This window comes from Micromonospora sp. NPDC048947 (assembly GCF_040649495.1).
In the GTDB taxonomy this organism is placed as follows: domain Bacteria; phylum Actinomycetota; class Actinomycetes; order Mycobacteriales; family Micromonosporaceae; genus Micromonospora; species Micromonospora alfalfae.
Genome location: NZ_JBEZFO010000001.1, coordinates 224,014 through 245,328 on the forward strand (window position 1 = coordinate 224,014; position 21,315 = coordinate 245,328).

At 70.7% G+C, this 21,315-nt stretch carries 19 protein-coding genes; 13 read left to right on the top strand and 6 right to left on the bottom strand.

All coding sequences use genetic code 11. The annotated features are described in order from the left end of the window. The first annotated feature begins 17 nt into the window (after positions 1-17). From AB0B98_RS01005 to AB0B98_RS01015, 3 genes are read left to right on the top strand one after another with little or no spacing between them, the layout of a single operon-like run. A complete protein-coding gene (locus AB0B98_RS01005) occupies positions 18-1,181 on the top strand; it encodes an acyltransferase (protein ID WP_357359736.1) in 1,164 nt (387 codons plus the stop codon). Continuing rightward, on the top strand, positions 1,178-2,323 hold the full coding sequence (alr, locus tag AB0B98_RS01010) for an alanine racemase (protein WP_357359738.1): 1,146 nt from the start codon (positions 1,178-1,180) through the stop codon (positions 2,321-2,323). Before AB0B98_RS01005 ends, alr begins: the two co-directional genes overlap by 4 nt. Continuing rightward, a complete protein-coding gene (locus AB0B98_RS01015) occupies positions 2,320-3,345 on the top strand; it encodes a D-alanine--D-alanine ligase family protein (RefSeq protein WP_357359740.1) in 1,026 nt (341 codons plus the stop codon). The genes alr and AB0B98_RS01015 overlap by 4 nt, the downstream gene beginning before the upstream one ends. Before the next feature lie 19 nt (positions 3,346-3,364). Here AB0B98_RS01015 and AB0B98_RS01020 read toward each other — a convergent pair whose 3' ends face one another. The 4 genes from AB0B98_RS01020 to AB0B98_RS01035 are packed head-to-tail and all read right to left on the bottom strand — an operon-like array spanning position 3,365 to position 7,002. Next, the gene (locus AB0B98_RS01020; RefSeq protein ID WP_357359742.1) at positions 3,365-3,868 is read right to left on the bottom strand and encodes a hypothetical protein; all 504 of its coding nucleotides are present in this window, start codon (positions 3,866-3,868) and stop codon (positions 3,365-3,367) included. Then, positions 3,865-5,325 carry a HAMP domain-containing sensor histidine kinase gene (locus AB0B98_RS01025; protein ID WP_357359745.1) on the bottom strand — a complete coding sequence of 487 codons (1,461 nt, stop codon included), beginning with the start codon at positions 5,323-5,325 and terminating at the stop codon, positions 3,865-3,867. Before AB0B98_RS01025 ends, AB0B98_RS01020 begins: the two co-directional genes overlap by 4 nt. Beyond that, positions 5,322-6,011, bottom strand: a complete 690-nt coding sequence (locus AB0B98_RS01030; protein ID WP_357359747.1) for a response regulator transcription factor — start codon at positions 6,009-6,011, stop codon at positions 5,322-5,324. Before AB0B98_RS01030 ends, AB0B98_RS01025 begins: the two co-directional genes overlap by 4 nt. Positions 6,012-6,027: 16 nt before the next feature. Continuing rightward, complete coding sequence (locus AB0B98_RS01035; RefSeq protein ID WP_357359749.1) at positions 6,028-7,002, bottom strand: phosphatase PAP2 family protein; 975 nt, start codon at positions 7,000-7,002, stop codon at positions 6,028-6,030. Between the two features lie 268 nt (positions 7,003-7,270). On the opposite strand from AB0B98_RS01035, the gene AB0B98_RS01040 reads away from it, so the two are divergent. Then, positions 7,271-7,777 carry a winged helix-turn-helix domain-containing protein gene (locus tag AB0B98_RS01040; RefSeq protein ID WP_357359751.1) on the top strand — a complete coding sequence of 169 codons (507 nt, stop codon included), beginning with the start codon at positions 7,271-7,273 and terminating at the stop codon, positions 7,775-7,777. A 69-nt stretch (positions 7,778-7,846) separates the two neighbouring features. Here AB0B98_RS01040 and AB0B98_RS01045 read toward each other — a convergent pair whose 3' ends face one another. Continuing rightward, a complete protein-coding gene (locus tag AB0B98_RS01045; RefSeq protein WP_357359753.1) occupies positions 7,847-12,271 on the bottom strand; it encodes a S8 family serine peptidase in 4,425 nt (1,474 codons plus the stop codon). Between the two features lie 260 nt (positions 12,272-12,531). On the opposite strand from AB0B98_RS01045, the gene AB0B98_RS01050 reads away from it, so the two are divergent. Then, the gene (locus AB0B98_RS01050) at positions 12,532-13,035 is read left to right on the top strand and encodes a winged helix-turn-helix domain-containing protein (RefSeq protein WP_238669456.1); all 504 of its coding nucleotides are present in this window, start codon (positions 12,532-12,534) and stop codon (positions 13,033-13,035) included. Between the two features lie 92 nt (positions 13,036-13,127). Continuing rightward, complete coding sequence (locus AB0B98_RS01055; protein WP_357359756.1) at positions 13,128-13,631, top strand: VOC family protein; 504 nt, start codon at positions 13,128-13,130, stop codon at positions 13,629-13,631. A 76-nt stretch (positions 13,632-13,707) separates the two neighbouring features. Here AB0B98_RS01055 and AB0B98_RS01060 read toward each other — a convergent pair whose 3' ends face one another. Continuing rightward, a complete protein-coding gene (locus AB0B98_RS01060) occupies positions 13,708-14,598 on the bottom strand; it encodes a diiron oxygenase (RefSeq protein WP_357359757.1) in 891 nt (296 codons plus the stop codon). Between the two features lie 48 nt (positions 14,599-14,646). On the opposite strand from AB0B98_RS01060, the gene AB0B98_RS01065 reads away from it, so the two are divergent. The 7 genes from AB0B98_RS01065 to AB0B98_RS01095 all read left to right on the top strand — a co-directional run bounded on the left by AB0B98_RS01065 (position 14,647) and on the right by AB0B98_RS01095 (position 21,200). Continuing rightward, a complete protein-coding gene (locus AB0B98_RS01065; RefSeq protein ID WP_238669459.1) occupies positions 14,647-15,375 on the top strand; it encodes a TetR family transcriptional regulator in 729 nt (242 codons plus the stop codon). Beyond that, positions 15,372-15,671, top strand: a complete 300-nt coding sequence (locus tag AB0B98_RS01070) for a DUF4873 domain-containing protein (protein WP_357359760.1) — start codon at positions 15,372-15,374, stop codon at positions 15,669-15,671. Before AB0B98_RS01065 ends, AB0B98_RS01070 begins: the two co-directional genes overlap by 4 nt. Continuing rightward, complete coding sequence (locus AB0B98_RS01075; RefSeq protein ID WP_357359763.1) at positions 15,672-17,165, top strand: NAD(P)/FAD-dependent oxidoreductase; 1,494 nt, start codon at positions 15,672-15,674, stop codon at positions 17,163-17,165. Continuing rightward, on the top strand, positions 17,155-18,027 hold the full coding sequence (locus AB0B98_RS01080; RefSeq protein ID WP_357359765.1) for an SDR family oxidoreductase: 873 nt from the start codon (positions 17,155-17,157) through the stop codon (positions 18,025-18,027). Before AB0B98_RS01075 ends, AB0B98_RS01080 begins: the two co-directional genes overlap by 11 nt. After that, the gene (locus AB0B98_RS01085; protein WP_357359767.1) at positions 18,024-18,884 is read left to right on the top strand and encodes an alpha/beta fold hydrolase; all 861 of its coding nucleotides are present in this window, start codon (positions 18,024-18,026) and stop codon (positions 18,882-18,884) included. The genes AB0B98_RS01080 and AB0B98_RS01085 overlap by 4 nt, the downstream gene beginning before the upstream one ends. 41 nt (positions 18,885-18,925) lie before the next feature. Next, the gene (locus AB0B98_RS01090; protein WP_357359769.1) at positions 18,926-19,546 is read left to right on the top strand and encodes a TetR family transcriptional regulator; all 621 of its coding nucleotides are present in this window, start codon (positions 18,926-18,928) and stop codon (positions 19,544-19,546) included. Between the two features lie 73 nt (positions 19,547-19,619). Beyond that, entirely contained in the window at positions 19,620-21,200 is a 1,581-nt protein-coding gene (locus AB0B98_RS01095) for an MDR family MFS transporter (protein ID WP_238669465.1), read from the top strand. Positions 21,201-21,315 lie beyond the last annotated feature (115 nt).

The following is a 21,315-nucleotide window of genomic DNA, read 5'->3' on the forward strand; positions in this document are numbered from 1 at the left end:
CTGGCAGCTTTCGGTGAGTGATCCAACAGCTGTCTCCCACCGAGCCCCGGCCCGTCGAGCTGAAGCCTGACGCGACGCGCGTCCGGTTCCGCCACCGCCACCGGATCGGACCCACCCCTGCCTGCGCGCCCGCACCTGCCGCCGGATCACACCGGGCGCAGTGGGCTGATGCCGCGAAGGGCGTCTGCATCATCCTCGTCGTGCTGTGGCACGTCGTCGTGAAGGACTACCTCCAGATCGACTGGCACGTCGGCGTACCGGTGCCGGGCTTCTGGGGAGCGCTGGGTGAGCAGTTCCTCCCGCTGCGGATGCCGCTGTTCTTCACCATCTCGGGCGTCTTCGCGGCGAACGCCGCCCAGCGGCAGTGGCGGGTGGTCGCCCTCAGCCGGATCGCCGGGTTCCTCTACCTGTACGCCGTCTGGCTGCTGATCCACACAGTGGTCCTCGCCGCCGCGCCGCAACTGCCTACCGACCGGGCCACCTCGGCGCTCGGCCTGCTGGAGCAGCTCACCGTCACGCCGTCCAACCTCTGGTACCTGTACGCCCTGGCGCTGTACTTCACGATCGCCAAGGTGACCCGCCGGGCGCCCCGGGCGCTGGTCCTGGTCCCCGCCGCCGCGCTGTCCGCCGTCGCCGCCGCCGGCCTGGTCGACACCCCGGGCAACCGCGCCGGCCTCTACCAGAACCTGGTCTTCTTCCTCGCCGGCCTGTACCTGCGGCCGCAGATCCAGCGGTGGGCCGCCACCGCCAGCCGCCGGCGGCTGTTGCTGACCTCTGGTGGTTACGTCCTGGCGCTCGCCGCGATGGCGGTGACCGGCGCCCAGCAGTGGTTCGGGGTATGGCCGGCGGTCTCCGTGCTGGCAGTGATCTTCGGCATAACCGCCGCTGCCCGGCTGTCGCGGTGGTCGGCGCTCAGCGAACCGCTGGCTAGGCTCGGCCGCATCACACTGCCGATCTACGTCATTCACATGCCGGTCCTGGCCCTGCTGCACCGGCTGTTGCTCGTACCGGTTTCCGGGCTGGATGGGTCCGCTCAGGGCCTGATAGTGCTCGGTTATCCGATTCTGCTGAGCGGGCTGGTGATCGGTTTGAGCCTGGCCGTTCACCGCGGGCTGCTGGCGGTTCGCGCGGGCTGGTTGTTCGCGCTGCCCGGCGCGCGCCGGGTGGAGGCGGCCGGATGAGCGCCCTCGCCGAAGCCCTGATCGACCTGGACGCGATCGCCAGCAACGTGCGGGCAATCGCGTCGGTCACCGGCACCGGACTGATGGCGGTGGTCAAGGCCGACGGGTTCGGCCACGGTGCGGTGCAGGTGGCCCGGGCCGCGTTGCGCGCCGGCGCCTCCTGGCTGGGGGTGACCTCGACGGCCGAGGCGCTGACCCTTCGCGAGGCGGGTGTGACAGCGCCCACGTTGAGCTGGCTGCACGGCCCGTCTGACGACTTCGGTATGTTGATCAAGACTGGCGTCGACGTCGGCGTGTCCACGACGACGCACCTGCACGCCGTCGCCGACGCGGCCCGTCTGCTCGGCGTGCCGGCGATGGTGCAGCTCAAGGCGGACACCGGGTTGTCCCGCAACGGGGCCGCCGGGGACGACTGGCCGGAGTTGGTCGGTTGGGCCCGCAAGTACGAACGAGAGGGTGGGATCCGGGTGCGCGGGGTGTGGTCCCACCTCGCCGACGCCGACCTGCCGGGCGCCCCCGCGCTCACCCGTCAGGTGGCGATCTTCGAGGAGGCGCTGCGGACCGCACGATCTGCTGGCCTGAGCCCCGACCTCGTCCACCTGGCCAACTCGGCCGCCGCGCTCTCCGCACCGCGGACCCGATTCGACCTCTGCCGGATCGGGATCGCCCTCTACGGCGTGGACCCGTTCGGCGTGAACGGTCCGGGCGAGTTCGGGCTGAGCCCCGCGATGACAGTGCGGACGAGCGTGGTCAACGTCAAGCGGGTGCCGGCCGGCACTGGCGTCTCCTACGGGCCCGAGCACGTGACCGGCGCACCGACCACGCTCGCGCTGCTGCCGCTCGGCTACGCCGACGGGCTCCCCCGGGCCGCGGGTGGCCGCGCCTCGGTGTGGCTCGGCGGCCGGCGGTGCCCGATCGTCGGGCGCATCGCGATGGACCAGTGCGTTGTCGACGCCGGGGACCTTCCCGTGACGATCGGCGACCCGGTGGTGGTGTTCGGCCCGGCCGAGGGCGACGACCAGCACCCTCCCACTGTCGTCGAGTGGGCCCGCTGGGCCGACACCAACCCACACGAGATCTTGACCGGTATCGGGGCCCGGGTGGCCCGCGAGCACCTCCACGGAAGGGCACGGAACTCATGACAACCCGACTGGCAGTGCTGTACGGCGGGCAGAGCGGCGAGCACGAGGTGTCCTGCCGCTCGGCGGCGAGCATCCTCGCCCACCTGGACCGTGAGCGGTACCAGGTCACCGAGGTGCTCATCGACCGCGACGGCCTGTGGCACGTCGGCGGCCGACCGACGCCCCTGCCCGCGGCGTTGCGCGTCCTGCGTGCCCAGGACGTGGTGTTCCCGGCCCTGCACGGTCCGTACGGCGAGGACGGCACGGTGTCGTCGCTGCTGGAGTGGCTCGGTGTGCCGTACGTCGGCAACGGCGTCTTCGCCAGCGCCGCCGGCATGGACAAGGGGGTCACCAAACGGCTCCTCGCGGCGGAGGGCCTGCGGGTCAGCCCGGGGGTGACACTGCGTCCCGGCGAGGAGTTGTCCCCCGAGGACCAGCGTCGGCTGGAGCTGCCGGTCTTTGTCAAGCCGGCCCGGGCCGGGTCGAGCCTGGGCGTCGTCAGGGTGGACGACTGGGCGGGAGTTCCCGCCGCGCTGGCGCAGGCCCGCCAGGTCGACCCGAAGGTGCTCGTCGAGCAGGGAGCGCGGGGGCGCGAGATCGACGTGGCTGTGCTCCAGCACCCGGACGGCCGGGTGCAGGCCGGCCCGCCGCTGGAGATCCGGGTGACCGGTGCCGGCTTCTTCGACTACGACGCGAAGTACGACGGCGGGGCGATCTTCCAGATTCCCGCCCCGCTCGACGCGGCGACCACCGAGGTGCTTCAGGACCGTGCGATTCGCGCCTTCCAGGCCCTCGACTGCCGTGGGCTGCTGCGGGTCGACTTCTTCCTGCCCACCGAGGGCTCGACCGAGCCCATAGTGAACGAGGTCAACACGTTCCCCGGCTTCACCGCCGCGTCCCAGTTCCCCCAGATCTGGCAGCAGGCCGGCATCGGCTTCGCCGCCTTGATCGACATCCTGATCGCCGGTGCGCTGGCCGATCAGGACCACTGTCACCACAGCGGGTTGCCCCGGCCGGAACGCGCTGTCGACCACCTGGTGTGAGTCGGCGCTCGGTGCCCGGTCACCTGATCGGGCACGCCCGGGGCCCTCGGGCGCCGTCCGACCCGACGATGGTGACGGTGGTGGCGGTGTTCGCCGCGCTGACCTGCGCCGCGGCGGCGACGCTCGTGCAGATGATCTGGTCGACCGCGCGCGCTGACAACGCCTGCGCCGCGATGTTCGCCCGGACCGTGAGGTCACCGGACCGACCGGCACCGGCCGTCACGGTGACCGGGTCCAGGCCAGCCGGAACGTCGCTGGTGAAACCCTGGGCGCGTTCGTTCTCCTGCGGACCGGCCGCGAGCAGCGAGAGCGCGGCGGTGGGCGACGGGTCCGTGTTGACCGGGCGGAGGACCAGCACCAGTTTGCCCTGCGCGAGCAGGTAGAGCCACGTGCCCCGGGCGGGGCCGCTGATCGGGGGGCGACCGGTGATGACCCCGCTGGGTCGTACCCCACAGCCCGCCGCGACCAGCGTCAGCAGCAGGCCGCTGGCGAGCAGCGCGCGGCCCGTCCGTCGGCCGGTCACCTGGCACCTCCGGTGTCCGCCGTTTCGCGGGGCAGGCGGAGGGTGAACACCGCGCCGCCGTGGTGGCCGTTGCCCGCTACGAGACTCCCCCGTCGATCGCCGTCACGGTGCAGGCGTGCGTTCTCCCAGGAGATGGCGAGACCGAGGCCACTGCCCTCGGAGCGGGTTCGCGCGGTGTCGGCCTTGTAGAGGCGGTCGAAGACGTGTGGCAACACCTCCGGATCCAGTCCGGGTCCCCGGTCGGCCACCTCGATGGTGACCCAGTCCTGGTCAGCGCTGAGCCGTACCGACACCGGCTCGGCACCGTGCCGGAAGGCGTTGCCGACCAGGTTGGCGACGATGACGTCCAGTCGGCGGGGGTCGAGTCGAGCCACGATGCCGGGTGCCAACTCCGTTCGTACCCGGTCCAGCCAGCCGCGGATGCGCAGGGTCGCGGTCACCGCCGCGGCCACGTCCACGTCGTCCAGGGCGAGCCGCGCGGTGCCGGAGTCGAACCTGCTGATCTCGATGAGGTCGTTGACCAGTTGGGTGAGGTTCTGCGTCTCCTGGCTGACCAGCCGGGCGGCCCGGCCCGCGTCCCCGGGCAGGTGTTCCGCCTCCTCGTCGAGCACGTCGGTGACCGCCGTCATCGCGGCCAGCGGAGTCCGGAGTTCGTGCGAGACGTCGGCCACGAAGCGGCGGGCGTCGGATTCCAGTCGCCGCAGCTCGCCTACCTGCCGCTCCAGCGTGCCCGCGGTGTCGTTGAAGGTCCGTGCCACATCCGCCAACTCGTCGGCGCCCCGGATCGTCAACCGGGTGCTCAGGTCGCCCTCACCGAGGCGGCGCGCCGCCTGGCTGAGGTCGCGGACGGGCCGCAGGACTCCGCGGGCGGACAGCAGGGCCAGCAGGACGGCGAGGAGCAGGGACAACCCGCCGGTCAGCCATGCCCTGCTGGCGAGTTGGTCGATGCTCTGCTGCTCGGGCACGAGATTGCGCACCGAGTAGACCTCCACCCCGGACGGGCGGGACGTGCCGTCCGGGCTGTCCAGCGCCAACTGGGTACCGATGAGCAGCGCGGGTTCTCCGGCGAGCGAGACACGTTGCCAGGCGATGCGACCGTCACGGACCTCCTGCCGCAGCTCGGGGGTGAGCGGGTCGGCGAGTTTGGAGCCGCTCTGTGTCCGCATGTCCCGGTAGACGACCACCGCGAAGCTTTCCCGGTCGCTGAGGCGCTGGGCCAACAGTTCGAGGTCGTCCTGGGTCGGCGGAAGCTGGACGATCGGGTAGACCTTGGTGAGCTGGTCGGTCAGCGACGTCACAGCGGCGTCCTGCGCCTGTTGCAGGATGACGGTCCGAGCCTGGAAGTAGCTGCCACTGGCCACCGCCACCGTCGTGGTCACGCCCAGCAGCGCGAAGGCCAGGACGAGTCGGACCCGCAGACCCGAGACCCACGCGCCGACCCGGCGCCACAGTGTCACAGCGGCCCGAACCGGTATCCGAAACCACGCACTGTCTGGATGTAGAGCGGTGCCGACGAATCGGCCTCGATCTTGGCGCGTACCCGCTGGACGCAGGCGTCCACGAGTCGCGAGTCGCCCAGATACCCGTGCTCCCACACGGCCTCCAGCAGCTGCTGGCGGCTGAGCACCTGGCCCGGCGTGTGCGAGAGTTCGAGCAGCAGCCGCAGCTCCGTCGGGGCGAGGCTGACCGGCGTTCCGTCCTTGCTGACCACCAGCGCGGCCCGGTCGATGGTCAACGCACCGTGCTGTTCCAGGCCGGTTCGGTCGCCGCGCCGCGAGTCGCCACCGGTCCGCCGCAGCACCGCGCGGATGCGCGCCTCCAGTACCCGGGCCTGCACGGGCTTGACCACGTAGTCGTCGGCGCCGGCCTCCAGGCCGGCCACCACGTCCATGTCGTCGTTGCGGGCGGTGAGCATGATGATCGGCAGGTCGCCGAGCTGCCGGATCCGGCGGCAGACCTCGAACCCGTCCATCCCGGGCAGCATGAGATCGAGGACCACGACATCGGACGGGGTCGTGCGCAGCCGTTCCAACCCCTGCTCACCGGTGCCCACGGCATGCACTGTGTGGCCCTGTCGGGTGAGCGCCAACTGCAGTCCGTCGCGCACCGTCTGGTGGTCTTCGATCAACAGCACCTGGGACATGTCGTCAAGTATCCCATCATGAGATGTTTCGGGTTCCCGTCGACGGCGGCGGCGCGGGGCTCCGCGCGGGAACCCGAACCGCGAACTCCGTCGAACGCACCAGGAACACGGCAGCGCCCACCAGGAACATCGTCGACGCGGCGGCGGCCACGATGGCGATCAACAAGCCCCGCTGCACCGACGCGGCCAGACCGGGCACGACCACCAGCAGCGCCCAGACCAGCACGACAAGCCCGACTCCCGCCTCGGCCAGCCTGCGCCAGAGGCTGCCACCGTCCGAACCGCCGGTCGTGTCGCCGTCGCCGGACCAGGCCGCCAACGCGGCCGCGCCCAGGCAGAACACCGTCACCCCCAGCAGTACGCCACCGAGCACGTCGCTGAACCGGTGCCAGCCCGCGATCATCGTGGCGGAGGCGATCACCGACACCCCCACAGCGCCCGGCGCCGCCAGCCAGCGCCGGGCCCACCCGGGCAGGACCAGCATGAACGCCAGCAGCAGTGCGGTCGCCGCAGCGACGTGACCGCTGGGGAAGCTGTTGTGGGTGGTGGAGCTCAGAACCTGCAGATCCGGGCGGGGCAGCTCCGATTTCACGGCGCCGGCCAGCAGCACCGCACAGACGACCATCCCCACACCCACGGCCCCCGCCACCAGCCGCCGGCGCAGCACACCCACCAGCAGCACCACACCGAGCAGAGCCGCGATGAGGCTCGGGCTGCCGAAGGTGGCCAGCACCGTCTTGGCCGGGCCCACCAGCACGGTCTGCTGCTCGTACCCTCCGCCCCGCTCGGCGCGCGGCAGGAGCACCCCGTCCAGCCACTGCCCGGGGTACGTCCGCACGAAGACGGCGGCGGTGACGGTCAGGGCAACCAGACCGCACAGCGCCGCCGCGAGCAGCCGCAGGCCCAGTGGAACCCCCGCGCGGGCGTGGGGCAGCGGTCGCGCCGGACCGGGCGTCGACCGCCCTACGAGGTACAACGATCCGATGGACATGGCGACCATGCTCGCTTCGCCAGGTCCGTACCCCGTCCTCGGATTGTCTTGGTTCTGTCACAACCACCCCCACCGCCTCCGGAAAGCGGATCGTCGGCGGTGGGACCGGTGGACCTGCACGGCGCGATGGGATTCACATGCTTCCATGCAACTATGTTTTACCCAGCCGAGATCAGCCACCACTAGGGTCAGGACGCCGATCGATGTTTCGGTCGGCGGTACGAAAAATCCATCCGGAGTGAGTTGGGGAACCGGAAGGTGTTGGCACATGCAGGGAATCCCAGTGGCCAGCCTGGTCATCGGCATCGCATCCTCGCCGGCCGAGCGGCGACATCTGGCCCGGCTGCTCGGCGGCAGTGACGCCTTCCTGATCGTCTCGACAGTCGACCAGGCACGAGAGTTCCTCGGGGTGGTCGAGGCGCCTGCCGCCCCGGCTCCCCCGACCCGGGTGGCGCTCGCCGAGGCGGCGCCGAGCCCACAGCCACCGCCACCGGATCTGGCCGTCGACTCCGACCGCCGGGTGCTGCGCTGGCGCGACCAGGAGATCGACCTGACCCGACTGGAGCACGACGTCCTGCTCTGCCTGGTGCACGCGCCCGGTCAGGTCTGGACCTACGAACGCCTGCACCTCGAGGTCTGGGGAAACCGGCACCTCGGCCGGGGCTCCGACATGCACTCGGTGATCCGCCGGGTGCGCGGCAAGCTCGCCAGTCTCAACGCCGCGGCGACGATCCACTCGGTACGCGGCGTCGGCTTCCGGCTCGCTCCCGTCTGAATCACCCCCGGGCGCGGTCCGGCCCGCCTGGTCGGGGACCAGGCGGGCCGGACCTCATCGGCTAGTGCGTCAGCACTTGATGGGTGCCAAACCGAAGTTCTCCACGGTCGGAGTGGCGGTGTCGATCCTGGTCTGACGGGTCTGCGGCTTCCAGCCGTCCTTGGCCACGATCATGGTGAGCGGGTTGTTGCGGCGGTCCACCCAGTAGGCGTACCTGCCCTCGGCGTCGGTGGCGAAGGTGTACGAGGCCGCCCACGAGTCGACCTGTACGACAGCACCGGTGAGCGGCGCTGTCGCACCCTGGCAGCTGGTGCCGGTGACCGTACCCATGAGCTTGCCCCAGGTCTTCGGGGGGTTCGCGGTCATGGTCACCGCGACCGGCGCCACCGAGTACGGGGTGTTCTCGGAGATCGCGACGGCGCCGGAGTAGGTGCCCGGCTGGTCCACGTTCGCCGTCAGCCCGACGGTGACAGTGACCTTCGCGCCCGGTGCGAGGGTGACCGCCGACTTGTCGATGGTCATCCAGCTGACGTCGGCCGCCGACTCGGAGCATCCCTCGAAGCCCGGGAGCACCTCGCTGTCCGGGGCCGCGTTGAAGTTGCCGGACGAGCCGCCGATCTTGTAGAAGCCGCACGCCGCGCCGCCGCGGTACCGCGCGGTGTTCGAGTTGGGCAGGTTGGACCACGACCCGGCGGCCGGGTCGAAGGCGAAGCCGGCGTTGCTGATGGCCCCACCCTGCGAGCCACCGACGACGAGGAGCTTGCCGCTGGCGACCGCGTACGAGCTGGCCCAGTTGTCGGTCGGCGCGTCGGCGATGGCGGTCCAGGTGTTGGCACCCGGGTCGAAGGCGTAGCTGGACTTCTGCGCCGCGGACCCGTCATTGCCGCCGGTGCAGTAGAGGACGCCGTCGATCCCGCCGCAGGAGGCAAAGGCCACCGACTTCGGGTAGTTGGCCAGCGTCTCCCACTTGTCACCGGTCGGGTCGTAGCGGACGACGCTGTTCGACATCGGCAGACAGGCCGCCGTCGTGCAGCCACCGACCGCGTACAGCTTGCCGTCGACGACTGCCTGACCGGCCGCGGCCCGCGGTGCCGGGTTGTCGGCCAGCTCGGTCCAGGTGTTGGCCCCCGGGTCGTACGACCAGGTGGCGGAGTCCGGGCCCGCGTCGCCCCAGCCGCCCGTGACAATGATCTTGCCGTTCACCACGCCGGCGGTCACTGCGTTACGCGCACCGGGAAGGTCGGCGATCGCCGTCCAGGTCTGCGCGGCCGGGTCGTAGGCGTAGTTCTTGGTGGTGGAGGCCTCACCGTCGCCGCCACCGAGCGAATACACCTTGCCGTCCAGGTTCACCACCCGGTTGTCCATGATCGTGGCCGGGTAGTTGGCGATGTCGGTCCACGGCGCCGCCTGCGGGCCGGTCGCCGCGGCAGCCGCCTTGGCCTCCTTGCCGGACGCCTTGGCGGCGAACGACGTCGGGACGGTGAGCCGCTGCTCCGGCGCCCCACCGGACCCGAGCACCTGCTGCCGGGTCACAGTGGAACCGTCCGCCCGCAGGAGCTCGAACCCGTTGTCCCGCTCACCGAACTTGACCTCCACCGGCGCGCCGCCGGTGTTGGTCACCGTGAACGACTTGCTGGTCTTGCCGTTGGGCATCTGGAGCGTCGCGCTCAGCTGCGTCGGCGTCACCGCCAGTCGACCGGCCGCGAGCTGGAAGTTCGCGGTGGTCGCCCAGTCGGCCTCGACGTCGACAGACTTGGTCTGGCTGACGTAGTTGCCGGCGGTCGCCGTGAACGGGTGCTCGCCGGTGAGCGACGAGTAGATCCAGTAGAAGCCGTCGGCCAGCCCCGGGTCGTCCGGGGTCGCCACTGTGACGGCCTTCTCGGCGGGCCGGTCCTTGCTGGTGACGGTCGCGCCGTTGACGTAGCTGCCGTCGTTCTTGTCGCGGACGTTGCCGACGACCAGACCACCGTCGACCGGCACGCAGGTGACCTGGCTGCCGATCAGGACGTTGTCGACCTCCCACCACCACTCGTAGGAGGCGTCGTAGTAGCGGAAGCGGACCTGCACCTGCGCCTGGCCGGCGGCCTGCGGAATCGGAATCTCGGTCAGCTTCGGTCCCCGGACGTCGGTCTCCTGCCGGAGCACGTTGGTCCAGGTGGCACCGCCGTCGATGCTCAGGTCCACGTCGGCCGTGTCGTCGTTGAGCTGGTTGAAGTCCTGGTTGAACCGGATGACCGGGGCCGTGACGCTGGTCAGGTCGACCACCGGGCTGACCAGGGCGGTGTCCTGGCTGGTGCCCGCTCCGTAGGCGTCGCTGTCGACCATCGCGAAGTTGCCGGTGCCACCGGTCAGGTTGCCCCGGTCTCCGTCGTCGGTGAACTTCCAGACCTGACCGCTGCCCGCGTTGTCCACGACGGTCCAGCCGGCCGGCGTGGTCGTGGCGTCGAAGGTCTCGTACTCACCGTCGGAGCCGGTCGTGTATCCGGGCGCGGTGGTGCAGACGCTGCTGTCCACCGGCACGGCGACGTTGGCGGTGGCGTTGCCCGAGCCGACCACCACCTGCTTGGTGACGGTCTGGTAGCCCGGGTACTGCGGCTCGTACTTCAGGGTGTACGTCTGCCCGGCCGGCAGCTTGATGCTGTAGCGGCCGTTCGACGGGGTGGTGTAGTCGTAGACACCGGACACGCCAGTCACTGTCACCTTCGCGTACAACGGCCAGCCGTGGCCGGAGCCGTCGGTGACCGCTCCGGTGACGTTGACACTCGGCACCGCCGTGAGGGCGACGTTGAGCGTCGTGGTCGCGGCCTTGGCGACCGTTGCCGTTCTGGTGGTGCTGGCGTACCCGAACGCCGCGACGGCGACCTGGTAGTCGCCGATGGGGAGCTGGGTGGAGAACTTGCCGTCGGCGCCGGTGGTCAGCTCACGCGCGGACGCGCCGGTGAGCGTCAGTGTCGCGCCGGCGACAGGGGCGCCGGAGGTCGCGTCGGTGACCGTGCCGGCCAGCGTGCCGATGTCGCCGGTCGGGGCGGCGTTGAGCAACGCGAGGGCGTCCAGTCGACCTTCGCCGTAGACGTTGTTGTCGGCGGCGGTGCCACCGCACTGGTCGTCGGCCTTGTCGATCGCGGCGCCGTTGAGCAGCGCGCGGGTGGCGTTGACGTCGCCGACCAGCGACGGTGCCGCCGAGTACAGCAGCGCTATCGCGCCCGCGAGGTGCGGTGCGGCCATCGAGGTGCCGCTGATGCTGCCGTAGGCGCTGCCGGGGATGCTCGACCGGACGTTCACGCCCGGCGCGGAGATGTTGGGCTTGATCTCGCCGTTCTGACCGGCCCCGCGGGAGGAGAAGCCGGCGACGTTGTTGTTGACGTCGTACGCGCCGGTCGAGTAGTTGCTGACGAGGCTGCCCGGCGAGCCACTGGTCTGGCAGGCCGGCCCGCTGTTGCCGTTGGACCAGGTGCCGAAGATTCCGGACGCGGCCCAGGCGTCCGTCACGTCCTCCATGAACGGCTCGTTGGACGGGTCCTGGGTGCCCCACGAGTTGTTGATGATGTTCGGTCGCTTGCTCGCGTCCGCGTTCTGACCGTTGAGGTCGAGCGGTTCGAGCATCCACTGACCGGATTCGACAAGAGCCGCGTCACTGGGGCAGCAACCGTTCGCCGCGATCCACTTGACCCCGGGGGCGACACCGATCTGGTTCGCGCCGTCGGAGCCGGCCATGGTGCCCATGGTGTGCGTACCGTGGCCATCGCCGTCGCAGGGGGCGGTGGCGCAGGCCCCGGTAGCGTTGGCGGCGTTGAACCAGTTGTAGTTGTGGTCGAACGTCCCGTCGCCGTTGTTGCCCCGGTAGGAGTTCACCAGCGCCGGGTGGTTGAACTGCACCCCGGTGTCGATGTTCGCGATGGTGATGCCTTCGCCCTTGACTCCGTACTGGGACCAGACGTCGTCGGCGTTGATGTTGGCGATGCCCCACTCCAGGGCGTTCACCGTCTTCTCGTCGGTGCCCTTGGTCGTCTCCGGCACCTTGTACGCGACCGGGGCGTAGAGGCCCTCGACCTCCGAGTGCCCGGCGAACTTCTGGGCCATCGCCAGCGAACCGCTGTTCACCTTGATGGCGTTGGTGGCCCAGAAGGTCTGGTATCTGGTGCCCGAGCTGTCGAGGTCGGCCCGGATCTTGCCCTGGCTCGCGGCGGCGGTCTTGCGCAGCGCGTCCGCCACCGCCGTGCCACGCTTCGACCAGTCCTTGATGGCGCTGGCCTTGCTGAGGTCCGCCCGGTCCTTGAACCGGATCCAGAAGTCCCCTTCACTCTTGGCCTGGAGCTGCTTGGCGAGCTCCGGTCGGATCTTGTCCCCGGTCGGGGCGCCCGCCCCCATCGCACCGCCCGGCGCGGCCTGCGCGCCGGAGCTGACAGTGGCCAAGCATGTCGCGGCGAGGATCGTCGCCGCGCCGGCGCTCACCAGCGATCTGGCCGCGCGCCGCCATTGTGGACGTCTGAACATCGGTGCTGCCTCCCTCAGAACGACCCAGGGTGTAGTGGGCCATGGTGGACCTCCCCATGCACCGCGCGGGTCACGCCGGTTGCCCGAGTGGACACTATGATCGAGAAGAACGGACGATCAAGAACTTGCCGTGAGCAACTTGTCGCTAAGAGTTGCCCTGGCTGGCGGCACGCTTGCCAATCATTGTCAGGACCGTGACGAGAGTTGGGCAGGGATGCCCATCGATCCCGGGTGGTGCGGTGGCCGAGGACGAGGCAACGGTGAACAGGAGTGAGCCGGCCGACGAGCCGTTCCCACTGCTGATCGCGGTGACCCCGTCGCCCGCCGAGCGCATCCGGCTCGCTGAGCTTCTGGACGGCATCGCGCCGCTGCTGCTGGTCGCCGACCTCGACGAGCTGCGCCGGCTGATCGCCGCTCCGCAGCAGGTGGCCGCCCCGTCCGAACCGGCGCCGGTCGCCGCCCTGGTGATCGACTCTGCCCGCTCCAGCGCCCGCTGCGGGGAACGCGAGATCGACCTCACCCGCCTGGAACACGACCTGCTGACCTGCCTGATCACCGAGCCGGCCCGGGTCTGGAGCTACGCCGAGCTGCACCGCTCGGTCTGGGGTGACGAGGGGCGCGAGCGCAAGGCGGACGTGCAGTCGCTGGTCAAGCGGCTGCGCCGCAAGCTGCACGACCTGGGCACCGGGGCCACCATCGATGTCGTGCGCGGGGTGGGGCTGCGGCTGACAGATCACCAGCAGGCGCGGGTCGAGCGGGCCTGACAGCCACGTCGCATGAACTGATCTCGCCCTGGGTACGCCAGGAAGATCAGCATCAACACAGGCGACGAAGAGCGCTGGTAAGGAGAGTCAGGATGGCATTCCCCAATCCCTCGACCGTGTCCATTGGGCTGAAGAAGGCCGCGCACGTCGGGATCGCGGTGAGTGACCTCGACCGCTCGGTCGCGTTCTACCAGGCCCTGCTCGGCGCGGAACCGGTCGTTCGGGATGAAAGCATGCACGGCGCGGGGTTCGCGCAGTCACAGGGGTTGCCGACGACGAAGCTGCGGTACGCCACGTTCAACCTCGACAACCTCGGCATCGACCTGATCCAGTTCCAGGAGCCGATCGGCGACGCCGCCCAGGTGGCGGCCAACCGGCCCGGCTCGATGCACCTGTGCTTCCACGTGGACGACGTACGCGCGGTCTACGACCGGATGAGCGAGGCCGGGTTCGAGTTCCTCGGCCAGCCGTACACGTTCGCGTCCGGCGAGGTGGAGCCGCCGGCGGCGGTCGGCACCGATGTCGCGTACTTCAACGACCCGGACGGGACGAACCTGGAGATCATCGCGCCGAAGGGTGGCTTCGCCCGCAGCTAGTGAGCCCACACGGGCGGCGTGGGGTCCGGCCGGAGACGGTCCCCGCCCCATGCCGCTCCCGCCCGCGGGGCGACGATCAGATCAGCCCGGCCCGGGCCCAGAGCCGACGCCCCGGCCCCGCCACCAGGCCGACGTCCGCCAGGTTGGCGTGCACACGCGCCGCCGACCAGCGCAGGGTGGCACGCCAGCGCGGGTTGGCGCGGGCAGCGGCACGACCGACAGCCGGCGGGATGCCCACCGCCGCGTACGCGTCGGGGTGGACCAGGCGGTTGGCGATCGTGTAAGCGGCACGACCGACCAACAGCCGGGCGTACGCCATGCCCAGCGGGCCGGTGGCCGCGACCGCCGCGGCCAGTTCCTCGCGGGCGAACCGGACATGCCGCGCCTCCTCCACCACGTGGATGCGGGAGACCATCCGGATGAGCGGCTGGAGAGACTCGTCCGCCATGATCTCGCGCTGGAACGCGTCGAGGATCTCCTCCGCGATGAGGATCGCGGCGAACATCCTGGGGCCGCTGGCGGTGGCCTTGAGAAAGCGCCCGAGGTGGTGGTCGGTGGCGCTGGCGCGGTAGACCGGACAACCCATCGCCTCGATCAGCCGGCCGAACATGATGGAGTGTCGGCACTCGTCGGCGACCTCGGTCAACGCGTACTGGGCCTGCCGGCTGGTCGGGTCGGCGCGGTAGTACTCCCGGATCAGCATCTGCATGAGGATCGTCTCGAACCACAGCCCGGCGCTGGCCGCGCTGGCCACCTCGTGTTTGGTCAGCTCGACGCGCTGCTCCTCGCTGAGCTGCTCCCACAACGGGGTGCCGTAGAGGCTGCTGCGCTGCGGCGGGAGCCAGTAGGCGCCGGGGGTGTGCGGGGCGTCCCAGTCGATCTCGACGGTGGGGTCGTAGCTGGTCCGCAGTGAGGACGTGAGCAGTCGCTCGGCGACCGCCGCACGCTCGGTTTCCGCCGCCTCCATGGTTCCTCCATATTGACGTGACGATCGGTAACTGTTACGAGTAGTAGCATGCAATCGCCGTTCACCGATGTCAATGCGTCCGACCCGTCGGCCATCCCTCCCGACGGCAGCCCGAAGGCGAAGGGCAACGGCCGCCGAGACCGCTGGGCAGACCATCGTGAGCAACGACGGCAGGAGTTGGTCGGGGCCGCCATGCAGGCGCTGCTGCGGCACGGGCCGGAGGTCGACATGGAACAGGTGGCCGCCGCCGCTGGCGTCAGCAAACCGGTTCTGTACCGCTACTTCGCCGACAAGTCGCAGCTCTGGGTAGCGGTCAGCGAGGTGGTGGCGGCCCGGATGGTCGACACCATCGCGCCCGCCATCGAACAGGTCCGCGAGGAACGTGGCCTGGTCGAAGCGACGATCGACGCCTACCTGGGCGTGATCGAGTCGGAGCCGAGGCTCTACCGGTTCCTGATGCACCAGTCCGGCGACCCCGGCATCCACCAGGTGATCGCGGGCACCAGCCGGCAGGTGGCCGCCGGGCTCGCCCGGGTGATCGGCGACCGGCTACGCACGCTGGGCCTGGACGCCGGTCCCGCCGAGCCCTGGGCGTACGGCCTGGTGGGTTTCGTGCAGGCGGTCGGCGACTGGTGGACCACACACGGCCAGCCGATCAGCCGGGCGGCCCTCACCGACTACCTGACCACCCTGCTGTGGAGCGGCATCGAGGGGGTGCGGGCCAGCGCGGACCTGCCGCACGAGCTCACCCGCGCCCACGAGCGGATCGTGCCGTGAGATACCACGGCCCGGCGGGTGTCGAGGGCACCCCGGTCCGGGTGCACCTCAGCGGGCGGTGGGAGCCCGTCGACGGCCGCTTCCACTGGGGCGGACGGATCGAGCCCGAGCCGCGGGTGGCCCACCTGCTGCGCTCCGGTCGGCGCGACGTCGAGGTGCGCATCGCCGACCGCGTCCGGGCGGCCCGACTGGCCGAGATCGATCCGTGGGGCGGCGTACGCATCACCGGCGTGGGCGATCCGCCCTGGCCGCCAGAGGCCGGCCCGCCTGCCGCGCCCGAGCCCACGGAGGAGTGAATGGAAACAGACGTCGCCATCATCGGCGCCGGATTCGGTGGCCTGGGCGCCGCCATCCGCCTACAGCGGGCCGGCTTCACCGACTTTCTCGTCTTCGACAGGGGTGCGGACGTCGGCGGCACCTGGCGGGACAACAGCTACCCGGGCTGCGCCTGTGACGTCCCGTCGCACCTCTACTCGTTCTCCTTCGCCCCCAACCACGGCTGGTCGAACACGTTCTCCGGCCAGCCGGAGATCTGGGACTACCTGCGCGGCTGCGTCGACCGCTTCGGCATCCGCCCGAAGTTGCGTCTGCGCCACGAGGTGCACGAGGCGAGGTGGGACGACCAGCGCCAACGCTGGCTGTTGCGCACCTCGGGCGGCGACCACAGCGCCCGGGTCCTGATCTGTGCCGCCGGCCCGCTCAGCGACCCGGCCATCCCCGACCTGCCCGGGATCGACGAGTTCGCCGGGACGATGTTCCACTCCGCGCGGTGGCGGCACGACCACGACCTGGCCGGCCGGCGGGTCGCGGTGATCGGCACCGGCGCCTCGGCGGTCCAGTTCGTGCCACAGATCCAGCCGACTGTCGAGAGGCTGACGCTCTTCCAGCGCAGTCCCGCCTGGATCATGCCGAGGTTGTCGCGCCGGATCAGCGGGGTCGAGCAGGCCGCGTTCCGCACCGTGCCCGGTGCGCAGCGGGCCGCCCGGGCAGGGCTCTATCTGGTCCGCGAAAGCATGGGCCTGGGCTTCCTGCACCCGGCGGTCAACCGCCTCGCCTCGCGCCTGTCGGTGCGTACGCTGCGGCGTCAGGTTCCCGACCCGAACCTGCGCGACAAGCTCACCCCTCGCTACGCGATGGGCTGCAAGCGGGTCCTGATCTCCAACGACTACTGGCCGTCGCTCACCCGACCGAACGTCGACGTGGTCACCGCCGGCATCGCCCGGATCGTGCCGGATGGTCTCGTCACCGACGACGACGTCCACCACCGGGCGGACACGATCATCCTCGGGACCGGTTTCCACGTCACCGACTCCCCCGTCGTCCGGCGCATCCACGGTCGGGGCGGGCGCAGCCTGGGCGACGCGTGGACCCCCAGCATGCACGCGTACCGGGGCACCACCATCGCCGGCTTCCCCAACCTGTTCTTCCTGCTCGGCCCGAACACCGGGCTCGGGCACACCTCGGTGGTGCTGATGATCGAGGCGCAGCTGCATCTGGTGCTGGCGGCCCTGCGTCACATGCGGTCCAGGGGCATCACGGCCATCGAGCCCACCGCGCTGGCGCAACGACGCTGGACCGAGCGGGTCGACAAGAAGATGGCCGGCACCGTCTGGCAGACCGGCTGTTCGAGCTGGTACCTCGACGCCACCGGCCGTAACACCACCATCTGGCCGGGCTTCGCCACCAGCTTCCGGATGCGGCTGCGCCGGTTCCGCCCGGCCGACTACCAGGTCGCCTCGACCGGCGGCACCCCCAACGAACCGGAGCGGGAGCACGCCGATGCGGTATGACCTGACGGGCAGGACCCTGTTCATCACCGGCGCGGCGCGCGGCATCGGGGCGCAGCTGGCCCGTGCGGCCGTCTCCCGTGGAGCCCGGGTCGCCCTCGTCGGGCTGGAAGGCGAGCTGCTCCAGCAGCTGAGCGCCGACCTCGACGCGCACTGGTACGAGTGTGATGTCACCGACCAGGCCGCGCTGGACGCCGCCGTCGCCTCCACTGTGGATCGCTTCGGTGGCATCGACGTGGTCGTGGCCAACGCGGGCATCGCGAACCTGGGCACAGTCGCCGTGGGGCCGGTCGACGCGCTGGTCCGTACCGTCGAGGTGAACCTCTGCGGCGCGATCCGCACTGTCAGCGCGGCGCTGCCCCACGTCACCGCCGCCCGTGGTCACGTCCTGGTCGTCTCGTCGGCTGCCGCTTTCACTGCGATGCCCGGCATGGCCGCCTACTGCGCGTCCAAGGCGGGTGTGGAGCAGTTCGCCAACGTGCTGCGCCTGGAGACCCGCTCACGCGGCGTCACGGTCGGCACCGCGCATCCGATCTGGACCGACACCGACCTGGTCCGTGACATCCGTGCCGACCTGGCGTCCTTCCGCACCACGCTGCGCCGGTTGCCGTGGCCGCTGTCCACCGTCGTACCCGTCGAGCAGTGCGTCGAGGCCCTGCTGCACGGCATCGAACGCCGCAAGCGCACCGTGTACGTGCCCCGGGCGCTCGCCCTGGTACAGGCGCTGCGGCCGGTGGTGCTGAGCGGCCTCTCGGACGCGTTGATCACCCGCTTCGGCGGCCGGACCATGGTCGGCCAGATGGAAGACGAGGTACGCCAGCTCGGGCGTTCCTTCGGCAGGACCTCGGTGGGAGAGCGGCCATGAGCATTCATTTCCGACGTGCGGGCAGCGGCGAGCCGCTCGTGCTCATCCACGGCATCGGTCACCGCCATCAGGCGTGGGAGCCGGTGTTCGACCGGTTGACCGCCCACCACGAGGTGATCGCGCTCGACCTGCCCGGCTTCGGGAACTCCCCGGTGCCCGGCACCGGCATGCCCGCCGACATGGCCACCACAGTGGCCGGGGTCCTGCCGGCGCTGACCGAGTGGGGGCTGGAGCGTCCGCACGTCGCCGGCTACAGCCTCGGCGGGGCGATCGCCCTGGAGCTTGCGGCAACCGGGGCGGTCGCCTCGGCCACCGCCTTCTCCCCCGCCGGCTTCTTCACCCCGGCGGAGCGTCGACGGGCGCTGGCCATCCTCCGGATGCTGCGGGCCAACTCGTACCTGCCCACGCCGATCATGCGGGTCGCGCTGCGCTCGGCGTACCTGCGGGCGTTGTGCTTCGCGCCGCTGATGGCCCGCCCGACACTGCTGGATGTCGAGCGCGCGCTGGGCGACGCGCTCGCCCTGCGACGCGGGGTCGGCTTCAACGCCGTGGCCCGGGCCGCCCGCGATTATCGCTTCGACTGCCTTCGGCTGTCCGACGCGACGGTGCCGGTGACCATCGGCTGGGGTGACCGCGACCGGATCTTCGGCGTCCACCAGGCCGAGCGGGCCCGCGCGGGCCTGCCGGCGGCGCGGGTGGTGACGCTGCCCCGCTGCGGGCACGTGCCGATGAGCGACGACCCGGACCTGGTCGCCGCGCTCATCCTGGAGACCACCGGCGCCGTGCCCCACACCGAGCGACCGGATCCCTCGGTCTCCGTCCAGGTCACGAGTCAGGAAGATCACTTCACACTCTAAAAACTTGCAGACTGTGAAAGTTCACTCCTAATCTCGCCAGCGTGACCGACACCGACCACGCTTCGCCCGGGCGTCGCGACCGCAAGAAGGCGCAGACGCGGGCGGCGTTGACCGCCGCCGCGCTGCGGCTGGTCGCCGAACGCGGCCTGGAGCACGTCACGGTGGAGGAGATCAGCGAGGCCGCGGACGTTTCCTCACGGACCTTCTTCAACTACTTCACCTGCAAGGACGAGGCGCTCACCGACGATCCGGCGCTCGACGGCAACCCGGTCGTGGCGCGTCTGGCAGCCGCCCCCGCCCAGGTGTCGGCGTTGCAGGCCGTGCGGGTCGCCCTCGACGAGTCGGTCGACTCGATCCAGGCCGACAGGGAGTTGTGGCGGCTGCGACTCACGGTCATCACCCAGAACCCCGCGCTGCTGCCCCGGCTGGTGGCCGGCAACAGCGCCACCGAGCAGGCCATGGTGGCGGTCGTCGCCACCCGCCTCGGCGTCGGACTCGACCACGGCCATCCGCCGCTGGTCGTCGCCGTCGCCGGTGCTGCCTTCCGCACCGCGATGCTGCGCTGGGCCGCCGGTGACGACGACCGGCCGCTGCACGACTTCGTCGACGAGGCGTTCGCCGCTATCGCCGCCGGCCTGCCGGATCCACCGGCCATCTCCTGACCCGCCAGTCTCTTCCCCGCCGCATCAGCTCCGGGGCCAGCCACTCCGCCAGAAACCCGACAAGGGAGCGTCAATGACCACCACCGTCCCGCCCGCCGACACCGCCGAGGTCGGCACGCGCATGTCGCGTCGGGAGGTTCTCCAGGCCCTTTCCGGCCTGATGGTCGGCATGTTCGTGTCCATCCTCGCCTCCACAGTGGTGGCGAACGCGCTGCCGCGGATCATCGCGGATCTGAACGGCAGCCAGACCGTCTACACGTGGATCGTCACCAGCGAACTGCTCGCCATGACGGCGACGGTGCCGCTGTGGGGCAAGATGGCCGACCTGTACAGCAAGAAACTGCTGATCCAGTTGTCGCTGGGACTGTTCGTGGTGGGTTCACTCATCGCGGGCTTCACGCCGAACGTCGAGGTTCTGCTGCTCAGCCGGGTCGTCCAGGGCATCGGCGCCGGCGGCATGACGGCGCTGGCCACAATCGTCATGGCGGCGATGATCCCGCCGCGTGAGCTGGGCCGCTACGCCGGCATCTTCGGCGCGGTCTTCGGTGTGGGAACCATCGCCGGTCCGCTGATCGGCGGCCTGCTCGTCGACACGTCGTGGCTGGGCTGGCGGTGGTGCTTCCTGATCGGCGTCCCGTTCAGCATCATCTCCATCGCCCTGCTTCAGCGCACCCTGCACCTGCCGGTCGTCCGTCGTAAGGCGAAGATCGACTGGTTGGGGGCCCTGCTCATCACCTCGGGCGTCTCCACGCTGCTGATCTGGTCGTCCCTGGCCGGCAACAAGTTCGACTGGGCCTCCGGCTGGACGGCAGTGATGGTCATCGGCGGTCTGGTCCTGCTGGCGCTGGCCGTGTTCGTCGAGTCGCGGGCGGCGGAGCCGATCGTCCCGCTGAGCATCTTCCGCAACCGCACGGTCTCCCTGGCCACCATCGCCAGCGTGCTGGTCGGTGTCGCGATGTTCGGCGGCACCGTCTTCCTGTCCCAGTACTTCCAGATCTCGCTGGGCAAGTCGCCCACCGTCGCGGGCCTGATGAGCCTCCCGATGATCTTCGGTCTGCTCGTCTCGTCGACGGTGGCCGGGCAGCTCATCACGAAGTACGGCCGGTGGAAGGCGTACCTGGTGGCCGGCGCCGCGGTGATGACCGTCGGGATGCTGCTGCTGGGCACCATCGACGCCAACACCAGCGTCCTCGTGCTGTCGATCTACATGGCCGTACTGGGCGTCGGCGTCGGCATGCTCATGCAGAACCTCGTGCTCGCCGCGCAGAACGACGTGCCGGCCCACGAACTCGGTGCCACCACCTCCGTGCTGACGTTCTTCCGCAGCATGGGCGGCGCGATCGGGGTCAGCGCCCTCGGCGCGGTCCTGGCGAGTCGGGTGACCTCGCTGACGACCGACCGGCTCGGCCCGGCGGCGACCGCGGGCGGTGGCTCCGCCGAGGTGCCCGACCTGTCCACCCTGCCCGAGCCGGTGCTGCGCATCGTGCAGGACGTGTACGGCATCGCCACCGCGGACCTCTTCCTGGTCGGCGCGCCGATCGCGCTGCTCGCGCTGATCGTCGTGCTGTTCATCAAGGAGAAGCCGCTGCACACCCTCAGCGGGGACGAACGACGCGCCCAGGAGGAGGCGGCGGCAAAGGCCGCGATTCACTGAGCCGTACGCCAGCGGGGCGGGGGGGGGGGGGGGGGGGGGGCCGCCCCCCCCCCCCCCCCCCCGGCGGCGCGGGGCGCCCCCCCCCCCCCCCCCCCCCCCCCCCCCAGAAATAGAT

Excerpts from the sequence above, each read along its gene's own strand:
- AB0B98_RS01055 (WP_357359756.1), top strand. The coding sequence starts at position 13,128 with ATGGCATTCCCCAATCCCTCGACCGTGTCCATTGGGCTGAAGAAGGCC.
- AB0B98_RS01085 (WP_357359767.1), top strand. The coding sequence starts at position 18,024 with ATGAGCATTCATTTCCGACGTGCGGGCAGCGGCGAGCCGCTCGTGCTC.
- AB0B98_RS01080 (WP_357359765.1), top strand. The coding sequence starts at position 17,155 with ATGCGGTATGACCTGACGGGCAGGACCCTGTTCATCACCGGCGCGGCG.
- AB0B98_RS01045 (WP_357359753.1), bottom strand. The coding sequence starts at position 12,271 with ATGTTCAGACGTCCACAATGGCGGCGCGCGGCCAGATCGCTGGTGAGC.
- AB0B98_RS01075 (WP_357359763.1), top strand. The coding sequence starts at position 15,672 with ATGGAAACAGACGTCGCCATCATCGGCGCCGGATTCGGTGGCCTGGGC.
- AB0B98_RS01065 (WP_238669459.1), top strand. The coding sequence starts at position 14,647 with ATGCAATCGCCGTTCACCGATGTCAATGCGTCCGACCCGTCGGCCATC.
- AB0B98_RS01030 (WP_357359747.1), bottom strand. The coding sequence starts at position 6,011 with ATGTCCCAGGTGCTGTTGATCGAAGACCACCAGACGGTGCGCGACGGA.
- AB0B98_RS01015 (WP_357359740.1), top strand. The coding sequence starts at position 2,320 with ATGACAACCCGACTGGCAGTGCTGTACGGCGGGCAGAGCGGCGAGCAC.
- AB0B98_RS01035 (WP_357359749.1), bottom strand. The coding sequence starts at position 7,002 with ATGTCCATCGGATCGTTGTACCTCGTAGGGCGGTCGACGCCCGGTCCG.
- AB0B98_RS01040 (WP_357359751.1), top strand. The coding sequence starts at position 7,271 with ATGCAGGGAATCCCAGTGGCCAGCCTGGTCATCGGCATCGCATCCTCG.
- AB0B98_RS01095 (WP_238669465.1), top strand. The coding sequence starts at position 19,620 with ATGACCACCACCGTCCCGCCCGCCGACACCGCCGAGGTCGGCACGCGC.
- AB0B98_RS01060 (WP_357359757.1), bottom strand. The coding sequence starts at position 14,598 with ATGGAGGCGGCGGAAACCGAGCGTGCGGCGGTCGCCGAGCGACTGCTC.
- alr (WP_357359738.1), top strand. The coding sequence starts at position 1,178 with ATGAGCGCCCTCGCCGAAGCCCTGATCGACCTGGACGCGATCGCCAGC.